This is a genomic window from Aeromonas sp. 600282 (genome assembly GCF_049175755.1).
GTDB lineage: Bacteria > Pseudomonadota > Gammaproteobacteria > Enterobacterales > Aeromonadaceae > Aeromonas > Aeromonas veronii_A.
The window spans coordinates 1-19,246 of the sequence record NZ_JAAKVR010000030.1 but is presented as its reverse complement, the minus strand read 5'-3'; the positions used below and the strand labels follow the sequence as shown (position 1 = coordinate 19,246).

The 19,246-nt window shown below is 58.1% G+C and carries 17 protein-coding genes; 7 read left to right on the top strand and 10 right to left on the bottom strand.

The annotated features are described in order from the left end of the window. Nucleotides 1–148 precede the first annotated feature (148 nt). From yfaE to ubiG, 5 genes are all read right to left on the bottom strand, one after another. The gene (gene yfaE / locus G5137_RS20275) at nt 149–472 is read right to left on the bottom strand and encodes a class I ribonucleotide reductase maintenance protein YfaE (protein WP_421255878.1); all 324 of its coding nucleotides are present in this window, start codon (nt 470–472) and stop codon (nt 149–151) included. Then, nucleotides 469–1,602, bottom strand: coding sequence for a class Ia ribonucleoside-diphosphate reductase subunit beta (gene nrdB / locus G5137_RS20270; RefSeq protein WP_247822771.1), 1,134 nt, complete (start codon nt 1,600–1,602; stop codon nt 469–471). Before nrdB ends, yfaE begins: the two co-directional genes overlap by 4 nt. An 80-nt stretch (nt 1,603–1,682) precedes the next feature. After that, complete coding sequence (gene nrdA, locus G5137_RS20265; RefSeq protein WP_215801222.1) at nt 1,683–3,950, bottom strand: class 1a ribonucleoside-diphosphate reductase subunit alpha; 2,268 nt, start codon at nt 3,948–3,950, stop codon at nt 1,683–1,685. Nucleotides 3,951–4,572: 622 nt separating this feature from the next. After that, nucleotides 4,573–5,268, bottom strand: a complete 696-nt coding sequence (locus G5137_RS20260; RefSeq protein ID WP_421255877.1) for an HAD family hydrolase — start codon at nt 5,266–5,268, stop codon at nt 4,573–4,575. Next, nucleotides 5,268–5,984: a bifunctional 2-polyprenyl-6-hydroxyphenol methylase/3-demethylubiquinol 3-O-methyltransferase UbiG gene (gene ubiG / locus G5137_RS20255; protein ID WP_042053701.1), complete on the bottom strand. Its 717-nt coding sequence runs from the start codon at nt 5,982–5,984 to the stop codon at nt 5,268–5,270. Before ubiG ends, G5137_RS20260 begins: the two co-directional genes overlap by 1 nt. 198 nt (nt 5,985–6,182) lie before the next feature. Here ubiG and gyrA point away from each other — a divergent pair, with 198 nt between their 5' ends. Continuing rightward, entirely contained in the window at nt 6,183–8,930 is a 2,748-nt protein-coding gene (gene gyrA / locus G5137_RS20250; RefSeq protein WP_005352118.1) for a DNA topoisomerase (ATP-hydrolyzing) subunit A, read from the top strand. 116 nt (nt 8,931–9,046) lie between these two features. On the opposite strand, the gene G5137_RS20245 is transcribed toward gyrA, so the two are convergent. Further along, nucleotides 9,047–10,444, bottom strand: a complete 1,398-nt coding sequence (locus G5137_RS20245) for an alpha-amylase family protein (protein ID WP_421255876.1) — start codon at nt 10,442–10,444, stop codon at nt 9,047–9,049. Nucleotides 10,445–10,705: 261 nt separating this feature from the next. Between G5137_RS20245 and G5137_RS20240 the strand changes: the two genes are divergently transcribed. Continuing rightward, complete coding sequence (locus G5137_RS20240) at nt 10,706–10,861, top strand: hypothetical protein (protein WP_005345370.1); 156 nt, start codon at nt 10,706–10,708, stop codon at nt 10,859–10,861. A 179-nt stretch (nt 10,862–11,040) separates the two neighbouring features. On the opposite strand, the gene G5137_RS20235 is transcribed toward G5137_RS20240, so the two are convergent. Beyond that, nucleotides 11,041–12,096 carry a PA0069 family radical SAM protein gene (locus tag G5137_RS20235; RefSeq protein WP_005336693.1) on the bottom strand — a complete coding sequence of 352 codons (1,056 nt, stop codon included), beginning with the start codon at nt 12,094–12,096 and terminating at the stop codon, nt 11,041–11,043. 173 nt (nt 12,097–12,269) lie between these two features. Here G5137_RS20235 and G5137_RS20230 point away from each other — a divergent pair, with 173 nt between their 5' ends. The 5 genes from G5137_RS20230 (at nt 12,270) to rplT (ending at nt 16,227) form a co-directional block, all read left to right on the top strand. Beyond that, complete coding sequence (locus G5137_RS20230; protein WP_227342860.1) at nt 12,270–12,857, top strand: tetratricopeptide repeat protein; 588 nt, start codon at nt 12,270–12,272, stop codon at nt 12,855–12,857. A gap of 233 nt (nt 12,858–13,090) precedes the next feature. Continuing rightward, on the top strand, nt 13,091–15,019 hold the full coding sequence (gene thrS / locus G5137_RS20225) for a threonine--tRNA ligase (RefSeq protein WP_005336690.1): 1,929 nt from the start codon (nt 13,091–13,093) through the stop codon (nt 15,017–15,019). Nucleotides 15,020–15,040: 21 nt separating this feature from the next. Continuing rightward, entirely contained in the window at nt 15,041–15,571 is a 531-nt protein-coding gene (gene infC / locus G5137_RS20220) for a translation initiation factor IF-3 (RefSeq protein WP_234923365.1), read from the top strand. A gap of 86 nt (nt 15,572–15,657) precedes the next feature. Continuing rightward, the gene (rpmI, locus tag G5137_RS20215; protein WP_005300673.1) at nt 15,658–15,855 is read left to right on the top strand and encodes a 50S ribosomal protein L35; all 198 of its coding nucleotides are present in this window, start codon (nt 15,658–15,660) and stop codon (nt 15,853–15,855) included. Nucleotides 15,856–15,870: 15 nt separating this feature from the next. After that, nucleotides 15,871–16,227 carry a 50S ribosomal protein L20 gene (gene rplT, locus G5137_RS20210; protein ID WP_005300683.1) on the top strand — a complete coding sequence of 119 codons (357 nt, stop codon included), beginning with the start codon at nt 15,871–15,873 and terminating at the stop codon, nt 16,225–16,227. Between the two features lie 125 nt (nt 16,228–16,352). Here rplT and G5137_RS20205 read toward each other — a convergent pair whose 3' ends face one another. From G5137_RS20205 to G5137_RS20195, 3 genes are all read right to left on the bottom strand, one after another. After that, nucleotides 16,353–17,513 carry a phage late control D family protein gene (locus G5137_RS20205; RefSeq protein ID WP_421255875.1) on the bottom strand — a complete coding sequence of 387 codons (1,161 nt, stop codon included), beginning with the start codon at nt 17,511–17,513 and terminating at the stop codon, nt 16,353–16,355. Next, nucleotides 17,513–18,004 (bottom strand): phage tail protein, encoded by a 492-nt coding sequence (locus G5137_RS20200; protein WP_421255874.1) that lies wholly within the window; start codon nt 18,002–18,004, stop codon nt 17,513–17,515. The genes G5137_RS20205 and G5137_RS20200 overlap by 1 nt, the downstream gene beginning before the upstream one ends. A 12-nt stretch (nt 18,005–18,016) precedes the next feature. Further along, nucleotides 18,017–19,246, bottom strand: a 1,230-nt coding sequence (locus tag G5137_RS20195) for a phage tail tape measure protein (protein ID WP_421255873.1), incomplete at its 5' end; no start/stop codon positions are given.

Sequence of the window (19,246 nt, the reverse complement as noted above, 5' to 3'; positions counted from 1 at the left end):
GTCCGTTTCACACCTTGTCCCATCGGGTTCTCCATTTATTGGGGGGAAAGGTGTAAACCATATTCAGGACGGGACAGAAGAGACAAAAAAGCCGCCGGATTGCTCCGGCGGCTTTCTATTTTGTGCGAGTTGCCAGTCTGTGGCTGCGTCAGCTCTTCTGGATATCCAGCCGGATGGCGCCGACCGGTGTGCAGCAGCAGGGGAGGCACTCCCCCTGGGCGACAAATGCCAGCGGCACATTGGGGTAGTGCACCTTGCCAGCCATCAGCGGAGTGCGGCAGGCGCCGCAATAGCCGCTGCGACACTGGAATTCCACATGATGACCATGGCGCTCCAGGGTCTCCAACACGCTTTCGCCAGGATGGGCGTGCAGCACGGCACCATTCCGGGTATGTACCCGTGGTGCCACGTCCGCTTGCTGTTCGGCAGGCGCGTGCGGGGCAGGGGTCAGCATGTTGGTGGCGTCACTCACAGCTCGAAATCACCCAGGTCATCGGCATTGACTTCGCTGTCGATCTGACCGACCAGATAGGAACTTACCTCCACCTCTTGCGGGGCGACCTGCACGTTGTCGGATGACAGCCAGGTGTTGATCCAGGGGATAGGGTTCTGCTTGGTGCCGGCAAAGGCTGGCTGCAGGCCGACCGCACTCATGCGCAGGTTGGTGATGTACTCCACGTACTGGCAGAGGATGTCCTTGTTCAGGCCGATCATGGAGCCGTCCTGGAACAGGTACTCGGCCCACTCTTTCTCCTGAATGGCCGCTTCCTTGAAGATCTCGAAGCAGGCTTGTTCGCACTCGGCGGCGATCTCGGCCATCTCCGGGTCATCCTGGCCGGTGCGCATCAGGTTCAGCATGTGTTGGGTGCCGGTGAGATGCAGCGCTTCGTCGCGGGCGATCATCTTGATGATCTTGGCGTTGCCTTCCATCAGTTCACGCTCGGCGAAGGCAAAGGAGCAGGCGAAGCTGACGTAGAAGCGGATTGCTTCCAGCGCGTTGACGCTCATCAGGCACAGATAAAGTTTCTTCTTGAGCTCGCGCAATGTGATGATCACTTCGCGGCCAGCGACGGTGTGGGTCCCTTCACCATGCAGGTTGTAGAGGGCGGTCGCTTCGATCAGGTCGTCGTAGAAGTGGCTGATGGAGCCGGCGCGCTTCAAGATCTGCTCGTTGGTCACGATGTCGTCGAACACCTGGGCGGGGGTGTTGACGATATTGCGGATGATGTGGGTGTAGGAGCGAGAGTGGATGGTCTCGGAGAAGGCCCAGGTCTCAATCCAGGTTTCCAGCTCCGGAATGGAGACCAGCGGCAGCAGGGCCACGTTGGGGCTGCGGCCCTGAATGGAGTCCAGCAGGGTCTGGTACTTCAGGTTGGAGATGAAGATGTGCTGCTCGTGCGGCGGCAGGGCCTGATAGTCGATGCGATCACGGGAGACATCCACCTCTTCCGGGCGCCAGAAGAAGGAGAGCTGCTTCTCGATCAGCCGCTCGAACACTTCGTGCTTTTGTTGATCATAACGGGCTACGTTGACCGATTGGCCAAAAAACATCGGCTCTTTGAGCTGGTCGTTTTGGGTTTGGCAGAAAGTTGAATAGGCCATGGTTACCAGAATATGTGAATAGAGAAAACAGGAGAGCGGGAGCTTCATGCTCCCGCCCGGTTATCAGTTCTTGCCGTGACTTAGATTTTGCACGCCCCGCCAGCGCAACCGTCATCTTGCAGGTCGGTCTGGGCATCGTCTGCACCATCACGGGTGTTGTGATAGTACAGGGTCTTGAGGCCGTATTTGTAGGCGGTCAGCAAGTCCTTGAGCAGCTGTTTCATCGGGACCTTGTTGCCTTCGAAACGGGCAGGGTCGTAGTTGGTGTTGGCGGAGATCGCCTGATCCACAAACTTCTGCATGATACCGACCAGCTGCAGGTAGCCGTCAACGCTGGGTTGCTTCCAGAGCAATTCGTATTGATCTTTCAGGCGATCATACTCGGGCACCACCTGTTTGAGAATGCCGTCCTTGGAGGCCTTGACCGACACCAGACCGCGCGGCGGCTCGATGCCGTTGGTGGCGTTGGAGATCTGGCTGGAGGTCTCGCTCGGCATCAGGGCGGTCAGGGTGGAGTTGCGCAGACCCACGGACTTGATCTCTTCACGCAGGCTTTCCCAATCCAGATGCAGTGGCTCGTTGCACAGCGCATCCAGATCCTTCTTGTAGGTGTCGATCGGCAGGATGCCCTGGGCATAGGTGGTCTCGCCAAACAGCGGGCAGGGGCCGAATTCGCGGGCCAGCTGCACGGAGGCTTTCAGCAGGTAGTACTGGATCGCTTCAAAAGTGCGGTGAGTCAGCGCCAGACCGGAGCCGTCAGAGTAGCGGGCACCGTTTTTAGCCAGATAGTAGGCGTAGTTGATGACGCCGATCCCCAGAGTGCGACGACCCATGCTGCCACGCTTGGCGGCGGCAATCGGGTAGTCCTGATAGTCGAGCAGGGCATCGAGGGCGCGCACGGCCAGATCCGCCATCTCTTCCAGATCTTCCAGTTTGTCGATGGCACCCAGGTTGAAGGCAGAGAGGGTGCACAGAGCGATCTCGCCGTTCTCGTCGTCGATGTTGTTGAGCGGCTTGGTCGGCAGCGCAATCTCGAGGCAGAGGTTGGACTGGCGTACCGGCGCCACGCTCGGGTCGAACGGGCTGTGGGTGTTGCAGTGATCCACGTTCTGGATGTAGATGCGACCGGTACCGGCACGCTCTTGCATCATCAAGGAGAAGAGGTCTACCGCTTTCAGGGTCTTCTTGCGAATGGCCGGATCCTGCTCGTACTTGACGTAGAGCTCTTCGAACTTGTCCTGATCGGCGAAGAAGGCGTCGTACAGACCCGGCGCATCGGACGGGGAGAACAGTGTGATGTCACCGCCCTTGATGAGGCGCTGGTACATCAGCTTGTTGATCTGCACGCCGTAGTCCATGTGACGAACACGGTTCTCTTCCACGCCGCGGTTGTTCTTCAGCACCAGCAGGCTTTCCACTTCGGTGTGCCACAGCGGGTAGAACAGGGTGGCCGCACCGCCGCGCACGCCGCCCTGGGAGCAGCACTTCACGGCAGTCTGGAAGTATTTGTAGAAGGGGATGCAACCGGTGTGGAACGCTTCGCCACCACGGATGGGGCTGCCAAGACCGCGGATGCGACCGGCGTTGATGCCGATACCGGCGCGCTGGGAAACGTAACGCACGATGGAGCTGGCGGTGGCGTTGATGGAGTCTAGGCTGTCGTCGCACTCGATCAGTACGCAGGAGCTGAACTGACGGGTCGGGGTGCGCACGCCGCTCATGATCGGGGTCGGCAGCGAGATCTTGAAGGTCGAGACCGCATCATAGAAGCGCTTGATGTAGTCCAGACGGGTATCCTTCGGATACTTGGAGAAGAGGCAGGCCGCTACCAGAATGTAGAGGAACTGCGGGCTCTCGTAGATCTCGCCGGTGACGCGGTTTTGTACCAGATACTTGCCTTCCAGCTGCTTGACCGCCGCGTAGGAGAAATCCATGTCGCGCCAGTGATCCATGTGCGCGTTCAGCTCTTCGAATTCAGCCTGGGTGTAGTCTTCCAGCAGGTGTTTGTCGTACTTGCCCATGTCGACCAGACGAGCCACGTGCTGGTAGAGGTGGGGCGGTTCGAACTGGCCGTAGGCCTTCTTGCGCAGGTGGAAGATGGCCAGACGGGCGGCCATGTACTGGTAGTCAGGGGTCTGCTCGGAGATGAGGTCAGCCGTCGCCTTGATGATGGTTTCGTGAATGTCGGCGGTACGGATACCGTCATAGAACTGGATGTGGGACTTGAGCTCTACCTGGGAGACCGACACGTTGTCGAGCCCTTCGGCGGCCCAGTCCAGCACGCGGTGAATTTTATCCAGATCGATGGGTTCTTTGTGTCCGTTACGCTTCGTCACAAACAAGTTCATTGGCTGATGACCTTCAGTTGATTCCCGAAAAACCATCGCACAATGGCGCCACCCAGGCTCCGGCGGTGTGCGGGAGTTGGGTAGAGATTGTGCGATGAATCACAAGATGTAGTGTTATTTTAAGTTCGAGCTACAAGATAGTGAGGTCAGCCCGCCATTGCAATGTGTGGATAAGTGACGAGCTGTGGATAAATTGTGAGTCTTGCCCCATCAGTTAGTGACCGCTCACAGTGAGCGGGTTTTCATTCGTCCGCTCCGCTAAAAGCAAGTCTCCCGATCGAAGATGGAAAATTTAAATAACTTTTTTTGCTTGCGAAACGGGGGGCTTTTTACTAGCAAACGGCGGCTGATTATCCCTTATGCAACAAGGGTCAAAAGCTGTCCAGTTGTCGCAGCCGCGGGCTCAGCGTGGCAAGGGCTTTGCATCAGATGACGGTGGTTTGTGGCCGTTTTGTGACGGTTGCGAGCTTGTCAAATGGGTATCCAACAGGCAGAAAGCTGCCTTTATTATCCATGAATAGACGAGTGATGGTGGCGCAGGACGCAGGAGCGTAAAGGAAGAGATGCAAGGGCGAAGAGTCTCTTCGCCCCGTTATCGCATATCAGCCGGTAAGGCTGCGCGTTACGCCTTGGCCGTAAACTCATAGCGCAGCCAGTGGTGCAGGGCCTGCACGGTATCAAACTGCAGATCGGCGCCCCACTGGGCGGGATCTTCCTCATCATTGAGATAGCCCCAGCCAGCGACCGCAGTGCGCATGCCGGCATTGCGGCCTGCTTCGATATCCCGCACATGATCCCCCACATAGAGGCAGTGAGCCGCCTCGACCCCCAGCTTCTCGCAGGCAAAGAACATGGGGGCGGGGTCGGGCTTGCGTACTGGCAGGGTATCGGCACTGACGGTGACGCCGCAGCTGGCGAGCTGTGGCAGGGCCGCCAGCAGTGGCTCGGTGAGAAAGCCCGGCTTGTTGGTGACTATGCCCCAGGGGAGCTGTTTCTCGTCGAGCCACTCGATAAGATCCACCATTCCCTCATAGGGACGGGTACCGACGCAGAGATTGGCCGCGTAGTAGTCGAGCAGGGCATTGCGCAGGCGCGTGGCCCCCAGCTCTTCAAGCAGTTCATCGCCGAGGCCCGCTTTCAGCAGCCCGAGCGCTCCGTGGGAGGTGGTCTGACGAATTATGTCGTCAGAGAGCGGCGCAAAGCCTTCGTTTATCAGCACGTGGTTGACGGCGGCACCCAGATCCGGGGCTGTGTCGAGCAGGGTGCCATCCAGATCGAACAGCACACCGCGCAGGGGAAGAGGGCGAGAGGCGCTCATCAGCCGTGCTCCGGGCGGACAAACTCCACCATATAGTTGACGTCGACATTTTTGCCGAGCTTGAACTGGTTGGTGAGCGGTGCATAGTGCACCCCGCTCATATCCCGCACCAGCAGGCCAGCAGCTTCCCCCATGCGACACAGTTCGGCCGGGGTGATGAATTTTTTGTGATCGTGGGTACCCTTGGGCACCATCTTCATCAGGTATTCGGCCCCGATGATCATCATCAGATAGGATTTGGGGTTGCGGTTGATGGTGGAGACAAACACCCGGCCGCCTGGGCGTACCAGAGTCGCGATGGCGCGCAACACGGAGGCGGGGTCCGGCACATGCTCCAGCATCTCCATGCAGGTGACCACGTCATACTGGCCCGGTACTTCGGCGGCATGGGCTTCGGCAGTGATCTGGCGGTACTCGAGCTCGACACCCTGCTCAAGGGCGTGCAGGCGGGCGACGCCGAGGGGTTCCTTGCCCATGTCGATGCCGGTGACCCTGGCGCCACGGCGGGCCATGCTCTCGGAGAGAATGCCACCACCGCAGCCGATATCGAGAATGCGCTTGCCAAACAGACCGCCACTTTTGTCGGTGATCCAGTCAAGGCGTACCGGATTGATTTGATGCAGGGGTTTGAATTCACCTTCCATGTCCCACCAGCGGGAGGCGATGGCTTCAAACTTGGCGATTTCTGTCAGATCGACATTGGCATCACTGTTCATTTTTCGAAGATCCTGTGGCAGGGCGCCCGCATCTGAGTCATGGGCGCAATCTATTGTCCTGGCGGGCATTATAACGGACGGACTTTGTCACACCAGCCCGATCTGATACCCGATTTGTGGCTTAAGGTATTTGGCTCAGTGTGTTACCATGTCGCGCTGTTTAAGCCAAAGAACAACTAATTAGGGATAAGGCTTTCTATGAGCGATCTGGCCAGAGAGATCACGCCGGTCAACATCGAAGAAGAGCTCAAGAGTTCCTATCTTGATTACGCCATGAGCGTGATCGTAGGACGAGCTCTGCCGGATGTGCGTGATGGCTTGAAACCGGTTCACCGCCGCGTTCTGTTTGCTATGAACGAGTTGGGGAACGACTGGAACAAGCCCTATAAAAAATCGGCCCGTGTGGTCGGTGACGTAATCGGTAAATATCACCCGCACGGCGATAGCGCTGTGTATGACACCATTGTCCGGATGGCGCAGGATTTCTCCATGCGTTACATGCTGGTCGATGGTCAGGGCAACTTCGGTTCAGTCGACGGCGACAGCGCCGCGGCGATGCGTTATACCGAAGTGCGGATGGCCCGCATCTCCCACGAGCTGCTGGCTGATCTGGACAAAGAGACCGTGGACTGGGTGCCGAACTATGACGGCACCGAGATGATCCCGGCGGTCATGCCTACCAAGGTTCCCAACCTGCTGGTCAACGGCTCCTCCGGTATCGCGGTGGGCATGGCGACCAATATTCCGCCTCACAACCTCACCGAGATTGTCAATGGCTGCCTGGCGCTGATCGAAAACGGTGACCTCACCATTGACGAGCTGATGACCTACATCACCGGCCCGGATTTCCCCACCGGCGGCATTATCAACGGTCGTTCCGGCATCGTGCAGGCGTACCGTACCGGTCGTGGCTCCATCTATGTGCGGGCCAAGGCTGAAGTGGAAGTGGACGAGAAGACCAGTCGCGAGACCATCATCGTTCACGAGATCCCCTATCAGGTGAACAAGGCTCGACTGATCGAGAAGATCGCCGAGCTGGTCAAAGAGAAGAAGATCGAGGGCATCAGTGCCCTGCGCGATGAGTCTGACAAAGACGGCATGCGCATCGTTATCGAGATCAAGCGCGGCGAGTCCGGCGAGATTGTGCTGAACAATCTCTACAAGCACACCCAGATGCAGACCACGTTCGGCATCAACATGGTGGCGCTCGATAACAACCAGCCCAAGGTGATGAACCTTAAAGAGATCCTGGATGCGTTCCTGCTGCACCGCCGTGAAGTAGTGACTCGCCGGACCGTGTTCGAACTGCGCAAGGCGCGGGATCGGGCACACATTTTGGAAGGTCTGGCGGTTGCGCTGGCCAACATTGATCCCATCATCGAGCTGATCCGTCACAGCGCGACCCCGGCCGACGCGAAAGCGGGCTTGGTTGCCAAGGGCTGGGAACTCGGCAACGTGGCCGCCATGCTGGAAAAAGCGGGCGACGACGCGGCACGGCCAGAGTGGCTGGAGCCGGAGTTCGGTATCCGTGAAGGTCAATACTTCCTGACTGAACAGCAAGCCCAGGCCATCCTTGACCTGCGTCTGCACAAGCTGACCGGCCTCGAGCATGAGAAGATCCTGGAAGAGTACCAATCTCTGCTGGATCTGATCGCCGAGCTGCTGCACATCCTGGCGAGCCCGGCTCGTCTGATGGAAGTGATCCGCGATGAACTGCTGGCCGTGCGTGAGCAGTATGGCGACGAGCGTCGCACCGAGATCAGCATGTCCAGTGCCGAGATCAACATCGAAGATCTGATCACCCCGGAAGACGTGGTGGTTACCCTGTCTCACCAGGGCTATGTGAAGTATCAGCCGCTCTCCGACTACGAGGCCCAGCGCCGCGGTGGTCGTGGCAAGTCGGCCACCCGGATCAAGGAAGAGGACTTTGTGGAGCGTCTGCTGGTGGCCAACACCCACGACACCATTCTGTGCTTCTCCACCCGTGGCAAGGTCTACTGGCTCAAGGTTTACCAGCTGCCGGAAGCGTCCCGTGGCGCCCGTGGTCGTCCGATCATCAACCTGCTGCCGCTGGAAGAGGGTGAGCGTATCACCGCTATTCTGCCGGTGAAGGAATATGACGCCGAGAAGTATGTGTTCTTCGCCACCGCCAACGGTACCGTGAAGAAGACCAGCCTCTCTGACTTCAGCCGTCCGCTCTCCTCCGGTATCCGCGCCATCAACCTCAAAGAGGGTGATGAGCTGATCGGGGTGGATATCACCGATGGCAGCAACGAGATCATGCTCTTCTCCGATGCGGGTAAAGTCGTTCGCTTCGCGGAAGGCAGCGGTCGCGCCGATGCGGATGTCAGCGATGACGTTGAAACCGACGACGATGCCGGCAATGACGATGATGGCAGCGACAACGGCGAAGGCACCGAAAGCAAGGGTACCTTCAAGGGTGTGCGTCCCATGGGGCGTACCGCCGCCGGTGTGCGCGGCATCAAGCTAGGCGCCGGTGACAAGGTGGTTTCCCTCATCGTTCCGCGCGGCGAAGGTGCCATCCTCACCGCCACCGAGAATGGTTACGGCAAGCGGACTGCGTTGGCCGAATACCCGACCAAGAGCCGTGGTACCCAGGGCGTTATCTCCATCAAGGTGGATGAGCGTAATGGCAAGGTGATCGATGCGATCCAGGTCGAAGATACCGACCAGATCATGCTGATCACCAACGGCGGCACCCTGGTGCGTACCCGTGTTGCCGAGGTGAGCGTCATTGGCCGTAACACCGGCGGTGTCCGTCTGATCCGTACCGGTGAAGACGAGACCGTGGTGGGCCTGCAGCGCATCGCCGAGAGCGACGAAGACGAGAACGACGCTCTGGCCGTTGACGGTGAGGTATCTGAAGGTACCGATACCGCGACCGGCACTGATGCGGTCGATGCAGGGGAAGCGGGCGACGAGTAATCGTCACCAGTACCCGAGCAACGTTTCTGAGCAAAAAGAGCGACCCTGGTGGTCGCTCTTTTTATTTGTCTGCTTTTTATGACTGCCAGCTTCCTGCGCGACAGGGGGCTGGCGGATTACTCCTGCAACCACATTCTGGCGCTGCGGGCGGGAATGGCGACCCGTACCCACTGGCTCTGCACGTTGACCACGGCGCCTTGGTCGAGCACGTCCCGATAGTTGCGATACCAGTTCATCTCGAACCTGGCGGTATCGAGCCAGTACTCTTGCTCGTAGTCGCACTTGTTGATACCGACCAGCCCCTGTTTGCCCCGTTTGAACAGCACGAAGCAGTCACCGCTGCCGACCAGCTGCATGGGTTGACCCTGCACAGCATTGTGGAAGCGGATCATCCCCTTGAGATCGGCGCGCTGGTAGTAATCCTGCCAGCGCAGTCCATCCTTGGCCTGGGTCTCGCCGTGATCCGAATAGACCAGCGGCGAGCCGCCATCGCGGCCGAGCAGGTAGGCGTAGGCCAGCTTCTCGTCAGTCTGGCTCAGGATCTGATAGCGGAAGCCGTCGTTGGTGGGGATGTCGTGGGTCACGGCAAAGGTGACGGCACGACTGCCCGGTAGCGCCTGACCATAGGCGCCCGGATCCGCCAGCAGGTTCATGCTGCCACCGTAACTGAAGGCACCGCGCAGGGAGGCAAACAGCGGAAAGTCATAGGCTCCCTGGCCGCTGCTGTCGAGGTAGGGTTTGAGGAAGCGCTCGTAATCGGTGCTGCCTGCGCCCCCTGTGGTGATCACCTCGCCAAAGACATGCATCCCCTGTTTGATCTCGGGGGTGAACACGGCATTGATCTGGTAATCGCTCATGTGTTTGACCGCATCGACCCGAAAACCCTTGATCCCCATCCCCTTAAGCGCCTTGAGATAGGCCTGTTGCTGGCTCACTACCCAGTTGTTGGGATCCAGATCCGGCAGCCCCTTGTCACCGGCACCACCACAGAGTCGCCAATACTGGACATGACCCGGATCGCTCCAGTCGCTAATGCACCCTTCGGGATGAAAATCCTGACCGGAGAGGAAGTTTTGCCCGAGATCGCCAAACAGTTTCTGGCGCTCGAAATAGGCCGGGTTGCTGGCGTAGCTTTGCAGCAGCTCGTTGCCGGGATAGTTGAGATCGCTGCGTTTCCAGCTTTCGTTGGCCATGTGGTTGAGCACCACATCGGCATAGACGGCGATACCTCGCGCCTTCATGGCGGCGATCAGCTGCTCGAGATCCTGCTTGTTGCCAAGAGGGGAGTCGACAAGACGCAGATCCTGCGGCTGGTAACGAGCCCACCACTCGTTGCCTGATGACTTGAGAGGTGGTGAGATGAGTACCTGTTTGTAACCGGCTGACTTGATAAGATCGGCTTTGGCGGTCACTTCACTGTACTTCCAGTTGAAGGCGTGCAGTATGACGTCGGCGTGCGCCAAGGGGGCGATCAGCATGCCTGCGATCGCCCATATTCCCGCTGTGTGTTTCATTATTGTGTCCCTGTTTTTATAGATGCCTGAATGGGCAACTCAGCTTTGGCGGGAACAGAGTGAGCTGCAATCAACAACCTGCAGATTTGTGACCGCTTTCAGTATGATTTCGCCGAATATGTGAACTGTTTCGGCTTTTCCTCGCCACCGCCAGTTGCTTTTTACAAGTGATTTTTTTGTCATTTCCCTGTCATTCCCAGCCGCTATCCTGCCAGGCGAGTGGTGCGTTGTTGCCATCACCTTCACCGTCAGGAGCTGCATATGACCAGTTGGATCACGTGGGAAATTTGGTGGAGCCGGGTATGGGGCGAGTCAGAGGTGCCGCTGTATGAAGAGGATGAGCACGAAGTGGCTCATGAACCCTCGCGACTACCGGTTGAAATGGTGCAGCAGGGTCGGGATCAGCGCGCAGGCTAAGGCGCTAACACAGCCTTTACCGGATTGCGCGATCTTGTGGCGACATGGCTACTTCGTTGGCCAATTTGGAAAATTAGGAAAGCGGGTTTTCCACAGGATGTATCGCGGCATATCTTCCTCTCGACCTCTTGGCAGGCAAGGGCTCTGTGCCTGATGCGTGAAGGGCGTGAGCAGGGGGATTAGAAGAGCGACAGCTGCTCCCCGGGGCGGATAAACCCATCCAGCCTGAGCTGAATATGGCGTTTGCCCAGATCAAGTCGTTTGCTGATAAGGCGAAAGCGCTGGGCCAGCAGATCGGCAAAGTGCCCCTCACCGCGCATGCGGGTACCGAAGGCGGTACTGTTGAGCCCGCCACCGCGGCTGGCTCGCAACTGATTCAAAATAGCCTCCTTCTGGCCCGGATAGTGGGTATCGAGCCAGTCACCAAATAGCGGCGCCAGCTCGTGGGGCAGGCGCAGCAGAATGTAATCGGCGCAGCTGGCGCCAGCCTCGGCAGCCGATTTGATGATCTGCTCCAGCTCCGGCTCATTGAGCCGCGGGATCATGGGGGCGGCCAATACCCCCACCTGTATACCAGCGTTGGCCAGCTTTTCGATCACTTTCAAGCGGCCGGTGCCCGTGCTGGCGCGGGGCTCCAGCTGTCGCCGCAGGGTTTCGTTCAAGGTCGTCACCGATACCATCACCTGACACAGTCCCTCTCTGGCCAGCTCGGTCAACAGATCGAGGTCGCGCAAGATCATGGCGCTCTTGGTAATGAGTCCGACCGGATGGCGGTGGGCCAGCATCACTTCCAGCAACTGCCGGGTGAGGCGATAGCGCTGCTCGATGGGTTGATAGGGGTCGGTATTGGCGCCAATGAAGATGGTCTGTGGCTGATAGGCCGGTTTGGCAAACTCCCGACGCAGCAGATCGGCTGCATTGCGTTTAGCAAACAGCTTGCTCTCGAAATCAAGACCAGGGGAGAGTTCCAGATAGGCGTGACTGGGTCTGGCATAGCAGTAGATGCAGCCGTGTTCGCACCCCTGATAGGGGTTGATGGAGCGACCAAAGGGGACATCCGGCGAGCTGTTGTAGCTGATGATACTGCGTGCATCGATCTCCCGCACTTCGGTGCCAGGCACAGAAGAAGTGAAGGCGGCATCCCAATCGGACGATTGCCAGCCGTCATCGACCGCTTCGACAAGGGGGCCGCTAAAACGGTGATCGATATTGTTGGGGCTGCCTCGTCCTGCCATGGTGTGCACCGACACTGTTTATACATACAGTTATTTTGCAGGTACCCCGGATAAATGACAACAACTGCTGATCGACCGGGTGCAAAAAGGGTTGTCGTAGGGATCTCTTGCTTGATCGCAACGCTACATTTCGTTTACATAGACGAAATGAGAACTGGATCACGGAAATCATCATGAGCCCCACCACTTCCCGTTGGCTGTTTATCGGTCTGTTTGCGCTGGTTATCTGGCGTCTGCTTCCGCTCTCCACCGAGCAGGAGATGGCTGCCGCCAACCGTGCCTGGCGTACCGGTCACTTTGATGAGGCGACCCGGATCTGGTCGCCACTGGCCGATCAAGGCCAACCTCGGGCGCAAGCCCTGATGGGCTGGAGTCATGAGGTGGGGCAGGGGAGCGAGCAGGATATCCATCAGGCCATCAGCCTCTATCGCCAGTCGGCGCAGGCAGGAGATCCCTTCGGCCAATATCGGCTGGCAGAGCTCTATCTGCGCGGTGTCGGGGTCAAGCGAGATCTGCGCCAAGCCTTTCACTGGATGGAGCAGGCTGCCCGCAATGGTGATGTCCCGGCCATGCTGAAAGTCGGTGTGCTTCATCTGATGGGGGTCAGCGGCAGGGTCGATCTGGCTCAGGCGAAACAGTGGCTCTATCAGGCGGCACAAAAGGGCAACAAGCTGGCGCTTCAGGTGCTGCAAGAGCTGGCGCTGGCAGAGGAGGGGAGCAGTGACTTTGACTTCAACTGGCAATCCCTGCTTGGCGAATAGTCGGTAGGCGACTCATTTGACTGTAGAAAATATCTGCAAATCCGATACAGCACGCCCGACTTCTGGTAGCATGGGGGCCGTTTTGGCTTGGTTTGTCATGTTAGACATGCTGTTTGCGTGTCAGGCCGTCTTCGCAAAGTGCTGTGGAGAACCAGAACATCACCTTTTTGAATCTCTTTTCCATCCCGCATGTGACCTTTGGTAGGGGTCACCACTGTATAAGGAAACACATAATGCCAATCATTACTCTGCCTGACGGCAGCCAACGTCAATTTGCCCACTCTGTTTCCGTCATGGATGTGGCTGCGGACATCGGTCCCGGTCTCGCCAAGGCGTGCATTGCCGGTCGGGTAAACGGTGAACTGGTGGATGCATGCGAGCTGATCGAAGCCGATGCTGCGCTGGCCATCATCACCGCCAAAGACGAAGAAGGTCTGGACATCCTGCGCCACTCCTGCGCTCACTTGCTGGGTCATGCTATCAAGCAACTCTGGCCCCAGACCAAGATGGCCATCGGTCCTGTCATCGACAACGGCTTCTACTATGACGTTGATCTTGACCGTACCCTGACCGATGAAGATCTGGCTGCCCTGGAAGAGCGCATGCTGGCGCTGGTAGCCAAGGATTACGACGTCATCAAGAAGAAAGTCTCCTGGCAAGAAGCGCGCGATGTATTCGAGGCGCGCGGCGAGTCTTACAAAGTCGAAATCCTGGATCAGAACATTGCCCGTGATGACCAGCCAGGTCTCTATCATCACGAAGAGTACATCGACATGTGTCGCGGCCCGCACGTGCCCAACATGCGTCACTGCCACCACTTCAAGTTGCTGAAGATGTCCGGCGCCTACTGGCGTGGCGACTCCAACAACAAGATGCTGCAGCGTATCTACGGTACTGCCTGGGCTGACAAGAAGCAGCTCAAGGCTTATCTGCAGCGTCTGGAAGAGGCCGCCAAGCGCGACCACCGCAAGATCGGCAAGCAGCTCGACCTGTATCACATGCAGGAAGAAGCACCCGGTATGGTGTTCTGGCACAACGATGGCTGGACCATCTTCCGTGAGCTGGAAACCTTTATCCGCGGCAAGCTCAAAGAGTACGACTATCAGGAAGTGAAAGGTCCGTTCATGATGGACCGCGTCCTGTGGGAGCGTTCAGGTCACTGGGAGAAGTATGCCCAGGCCATGTTCACCACCCAGTCCGAAAACCGCGAGTACGCCATCAAGCCGATGAACTGCCCGGGTCACGTCCAGATCTTCAACCAGGGTCTGAAGTCCTACCGCGATCTGCCGCTGCGGATGGCCGAGTTTGGTTCCTGCCACCGCAACGAGCCGTCCGGTTCCCTGCACGGTCTGATGCGGGTGCGCGGTTTCACTCAGGATGACGCTCACATCTTCTGTACCGAAGAGCAGATCATGGAAGAGGTCTCCGGCTGTATTCGTATGGTCTATGACGTCTACGGTACCTTTGGCTTCGAGAACATCGTGGTCAAGCTCTCCACTCGTCCCGAGCAGCGTATCGGCTCTGACGAGATGTGGGATCGCGCCGAGAAAGCGCTGGCCGAAGCGCTGGAGCTCAACGGTCTGAAGTACGATTTGCAGCCGGGTGAAGGGGCGTTCTACGGTCCAAAAATTGAATTTACCCTGCACGATTGCCTTGATCGTGCGTGGCAATGTGGTACCGTGCAGCTCGACTTTGCCCTGCCTGGTCGTCTGGGTGCCACTTATGTGGGCGAAAACAACGATCGTCATGTACCTGTGATGATCCACCGGGCCATCTTGGGTTCTATCGAGCGCTTCATCGGTATTCTGACTGAAGAGTACGCCGGTCTGTTCCCGACCTGGTTGGCTCCGACTCAGGCTGTGGTCATGAATATCACGGACAATCAGGCCGATTATGCGGTGAAAGTAGCCAAAGCATTGAATGATGCGGGCCTTCGCGCAAAAGCGGACTTGAGAAATGAGAAGATTGGCTTTAAAATCCGCGAGCATACTTTGAAGCGAGTACCTTTCATGCTGGTCTGCGGCGATAAAGAAGTTGAAGCCGGTAAGATTGCAGTACGGACTCGTAAAGGGGCTGACCTGGGCACTTATCCTGTTGAAGAGTTCATCGCTCTGCTGACCCAGGAAGTTCAGACCCGCGGACAAAAGAAAGTGGAGGAATAAGCTATAAAAGGCGGAAAAAAACTGGGCAAGCAACCGCAAGCCCGCGCTCACCGGATCAATGAAGAGATCCGTCTGAAAGAAGTTCGTTTGGCTGGTCTGGATGGCGAAGCTCTTGGCATCGTATCTATCCAGGAAGCACTGAACTTGGCCGCAGAGGCCGAAGTGGATCTGGTCGAGATCAGTCCGAACGCCGAGCCGCCCGTTTGCCGGATCATGGATTACGGCAAATTCCTCTACGAAAAGAGCAAAACCACCAAAGAACAGAAGAAAAAGCAGAAAGTCGTCCAGGTCAAGGAGATCAAATTCCGTCCTGGCACTGACGAAGGCGACTATCAGGTAAAACTACGCAACCTGGTTCGCTTTCTGGAAGACGGGGACAAGGCTAAGGTCACCCTGCGCTTCCGTGGTCGTGAAATGGCACACCAGGATCTTGGTATCAAGGTTCTTGAGCGCGTCAAGAACGATCTGGAAGAGTTGGCCGTAGTCGAATCGTTCCCGAAAGTCGAAGGCCGTCAAGCTGTGATGGTCCTCGCACCTAAGAAGAAATCTTAAGGCCCACAAGAAATTGACTCATGGGGCTCGCTCCATGAGTCGGTTCGCCTTGCGATTTTGTTGTCACTCACAATGCGGAGTATGAAATGCCGAAGATGAAAACCAACCGGGGCGCCGCAAAGCGCTTCAAGAAGACTGGCTCAGGTCGCTTCAAGTGCAAGCACAACCACCTGCGTCACATCCTGACCAAGAAGAGCAGTAAGCGTAAGCGTCAGCTGGGACCGAAGTTCTTTGTTTCCGCTGCCGACCACAAACGTGTTGTCGCTTGTCTGCCGTACGCATAAGGGGGGATGTGAAAAATGCCAAGAGTTAAACGTGGTGTGACTGCTCGTGCTCGTCACAAGAAAGTAATGAAAGCCGCCAAGGGTTACTACGGCGCCCGTTCCCGTGTTTACCGCGTAGCGGTACAAGCGGTAACCAAAGCTGGTCAGTATGCCTACCGTGACCGTCGCCAGAAAAAGCGTCAATTCCGTCAGCTGTGGATTGCGCGTATCAACGCTGCTGCCCGTCAGAACGGTCTGTCCTACAGCCGTCTGATCAACGGTCTGAAGAAGGCTTCTATCGAGATCGATCGCAAGATCCTGTCCGATATCGCCGTTCACGACAAGCTGGCTTTCACCGCCCTGGTTGAAAAAGCTAAAGCAGCTCTGGTCTAATTCCAGCACTGTTATAAAAAATAAAGGAGGCTCAGGCCTCCTTTTTTGTATCTATAACCATCTGTTTTACATCAGTTTTTCATTTCTTATGTCCACATTCTGTCCACGCTTTTTTATCTGTGTGGTCACTCCGGCAGCTCTGCCAGTTTTACTTCGAGTTGCAAGCGGTTGGTGTAGCCCTGGTCGGTGAGGTCGTGGACGACCTGGGTCAGTAGCCAGTCGGCCTCGTCGATTTGCGGTTTGAATCCCCTGACCGTGGTGGGTTGTTCCGGGTAGAGCTCGGGTCGGCCTTTGGCCAGGGTGATCTGAAACTCGGCCACACCTCGCTGCAGCTTTTCCCACTCAGCCCGCGCTGCCCTCATTGCGTTGCCTTGGCTGGCGTAAACGTGGCGCAGTTCCTTGACGTTCTCACTGTCGCCAACCAGCAGCTCGTTCTCCTTCTTGTTGACTACCACCCCCGGCGGTAGCGGCCGTTCCTCTTTCGGTTTGGTCTTTCGCTTGCGCTTCACCTCGATTTTCTTCTTCTCGGCGGCCTTGTTGTCTTGCCAGTAGGCGATGACACCGGTGTAGGCGTCGCGGTCTGCCACCGAGAACTGGTGCTGATCGCCGTCCTGGCGGGTGATAGTGATGGTAGGTAGTGGCTTACCGCTGGCGGTGGTGCCGTTGCCCGCCTTGATGAACATCAGGCGGCCAGATTTGATGGTGGCGATGGCATCCTGCTCGGTGGCCAAGCGGGTGAGAAAGGCCAGATCGCTCTCGTTGGTCTGGTCGATGTGGTCGATCACCATCCCCTTGAAGGCGTCGCCAACGCTCGGTGTCAGGCCATAGCGGGCGGCAAGCTGCTCAACGATGGCGCCGATGGTCTCGAAGTGCCAGCTGCGCTCGCGCAGTTTGTTCATGCCCCCGCGCAGGTCCGCCGATTTGCCTCTGATGGTGAGCACATCCGGCGCGCCGCCATGCTCCACCTCGTCAATTTTGAAGGTGCCTTTATCGACCAGGGGGCCGCCTTGCCAGCCGATGCTGGCTTGCAGGGTGGCCCCACGGCGCGGCATGGCCAGCTTGCCGTCGCTGTCATCGAGGGCGATTTCGATGGTATCGGCCGAAAAGCCCCGGTTATCGGTGATGGTCATGTGCATCAGGCGCGGGCGCAGGGTGCCCGAGATATCGCTGCCATCGACCCGCACCTGATAGGCGGGCGCCGGATGCTGCTGGCTCAGGGCATCCAGCTGGTTGGTGATACCAAGGTTTTCAGCCAAGCGGGTACCAAACTGGTCGAATGCCCCCATCAGAGCTGCCCCCCGAGTTTGCCGCCTACGGTGTTCAGCAGCTTGCCGACGCCCAATCTACCGAGCAGGTTGCCCGCGGTGCGCCCGAGCAAGGTATTGCCGAGGGAGCTGTCGTTGTCATCGACCCGCTTGAGCTTGATGCTGAACTCGATTTTTCTGGCGCTGCCATCCTGGAAGAACTCGCTGCGGGTGGTGCTGATCCCCTCTATCACGAACGAGCCGCGCATCACGCCATCCCCTTGGATTAAGGGGAAGGCTTGGCCGCTGTCACCCATGCTGTTGAGCATATCGAGGGAGACAGGGCCGCCGGTGAGCTCTGGATAGAGTACCCCGCTTAAGTGACTGAGCTCGTCATCTGGCCCGAGGTACTGGTATGAGGGGCGGGCGCCGACCCGGTTATTGCCCGGGTGGCGCCATGCGCGTTCGTCTTGTTGGGATTGCGGGGCCATGGTCGAGCGCATAAACACGAACCAGCCCAGGGTCATCATCATGGTGGTTGCTCCTTAGTTGCGGTCGGTCAGGGAGGCGCGGCCACTGGCAGCCGCCTGCCGTTCGCGTCGGTCCAGTTCGCGGCGCACCTCTTGCGCCACATCGGTGGCTGATTGTCCCGGCTGCTGGGTGATACTGATCGGGGCGTGGATCTGGGTGGTGCTGTTGCCTCTGGCCACCGGCCGCACTGGGGTGACGATGCGCGGGCCGTAGCCCGACCCGCCCGCCATGGCCGGGGTGTTGTAGTTGCCGGTGAGGTAGCCGGACGGATTGACGTTGGCGGTGACCGAGCCGCCCCCCTTCATCCATTCCGGCAGCAGGTCGGTGAGGGCTTTTATCTTGTTCTTCAAGCTCTCCCACTTGGCACTGATGCCGCCAATCAGGCCGTCGATGATGGCCTTACCCTTGTTGGTGGCGCCCGCAGGCAGGGTATCGAAGAAGGCCCAGATCTCGTTCCAGTGCATGATCAGCATGCCGATGGGGGTCCATGAGAAGAGCTCTTTCAGGAGTTCCCAGAAGGCGAGAGCAGGGGCCTTGCACTGGGCCCATAGGTCGCTGAACCACTTGGTGACCCCATCCCAATGTTTGTAGAGCAGGTAGGCGCCGGCCGCGATTGCCACAATCCCCATGATGAACCAGCCGATCGGGGTGGTGAGCATGGCAATCCCGAGCCTGACCATGCCCATGGTCAGCGCCTTGATGAAGGCCAGCAGCGGGCCGCCATAAACCAGCAGGGTTGAAAGCCCCATCTTGATGGCGGCCAGTGGCCCCAGCAGACCGGCCACAATCAGCAACAGTGACCCGCCAGCAGCAGCCGTTACGGCGGTGACCGCCGCGATACGGGTCAGGGTAGAGGTAAGCTCTGGGTTGGCCCGCATCCAGTCGCCAGTGACTTGGATGATCTCGGTGATGCGTTGGATAATGCCGCGCAGTGGGCCGTTCTCGGTCTCCATCATCTGGATGCCTACGTCGTCCCAGGCGGAGGTAAGGTTGTCCAGGTCGCCGATGGCGTTATCGGCCATCACCTTGGCGACCTTGCCTGCTTCCCCCTGGGTTTGCTTCAAGGTGGCGATCAGCTCCTGCAGCTTGCCGGAACCGGCCTGCTCGGTTAGCACGGTCAGGGCGGCAAATGCCTCTTCGCCGGCGATGGCCTTGAAGTAGCCCGAGCGGGTGGCGTCCCCCATCTTGCTGGTTTTCTTGTAGAGCTCGTCCAGGATATCTGGCAGCGAGCGCAGGTTGCCCGC

What these genes read in the sequence shown, in the direction of transcription:
- thrS (WP_005336690.1), top strand. Translation starts at nt 13,091, where the DNA reads ATGCCAATCATTACTCTGCCTGACGGCAGCCAACGTCAATTTGCCCAC.
- G5137_RS20245 (WP_421255876.1), bottom strand. Translation starts at nt 10,444, where the DNA reads ATGAAACACACAGCGGGAATATGGGCGATCGCAGGCATGCTGATCGCC.
- G5137_RS20200 (WP_421255874.1), bottom strand. Translation starts at nt 18,004, where the DNA reads ATGATGATGACCCTGGGCTGGTTCGTGTTTATGCGCTCGACCATGGCC.
- ubiG (WP_042053701.1), bottom strand. Translation starts at nt 5,984, where the DNA reads ATGAACAGTGATGCCAATGTCGATCTGACAGAAATCGCCAAGTTTGAA.
- nrdB (WP_247822771.1), bottom strand. Translation starts at nt 1,602, where the DNA reads ATGGCCTATTCAACTTTCTGCCAAACCCAAAACGACCAGCTCAAAGAG.
- G5137_RS20230 (WP_227342860.1), top strand. Translation starts at nt 12,270, where the DNA reads ATGAGCCCCACCACTTCCCGTTGGCTGTTTATCGGTCTGTTTGCGCTG.
- rplT (WP_005300683.1), top strand. Translation starts at nt 15,871, where the DNA reads ATGCCAAGAGTTAAACGTGGTGTGACTGCTCGTGCTCGTCACAAGAAA.
- G5137_RS20205 (WP_421255875.1), bottom strand. Translation starts at nt 17,513, where the DNA reads ATGGGGGCATTCGACCAGTTTGGTACCCGCTTGGCTGAAAACCTTGGT.
- G5137_RS20260 (WP_421255877.1), bottom strand. Translation starts at nt 5,268, where the DNA reads ATGAGCGCCTCTCGCCCTCTTCCCCTGCGCGGTGTGCTGTTCGATCTG.
- rpmI (WP_005300673.1), top strand. Translation starts at nt 15,658, where the DNA reads ATGCCGAAGATGAAAACCAACCGGGGCGCCGCAAAGCGCTTCAAGAAG.
- gyrA (WP_005352118.1), top strand. Translation starts at nt 6,183, where the DNA reads ATGAGCGATCTGGCCAGAGAGATCACGCCGGTCAACATCGAAGAAGAG.
- nrdA (WP_215801222.1), bottom strand. Translation starts at nt 3,950, where the DNA reads ATGAACTTGTTTGTGACGAAGCGTAACGGACACAAAGAACCCATCGAT.
- G5137_RS20240 (WP_005345370.1), top strand. Translation starts at nt 10,706, where the DNA reads ATGACCAGTTGGATCACGTGGGAAATTTGGTGGAGCCGGGTATGGGGC.
- G5137_RS20235 (WP_005336693.1), bottom strand. Translation starts at nt 12,096, where the DNA reads ATGGCAGGACGAGGCAGCCCCAACAATATCGATCACCGTTTTAGCGGC.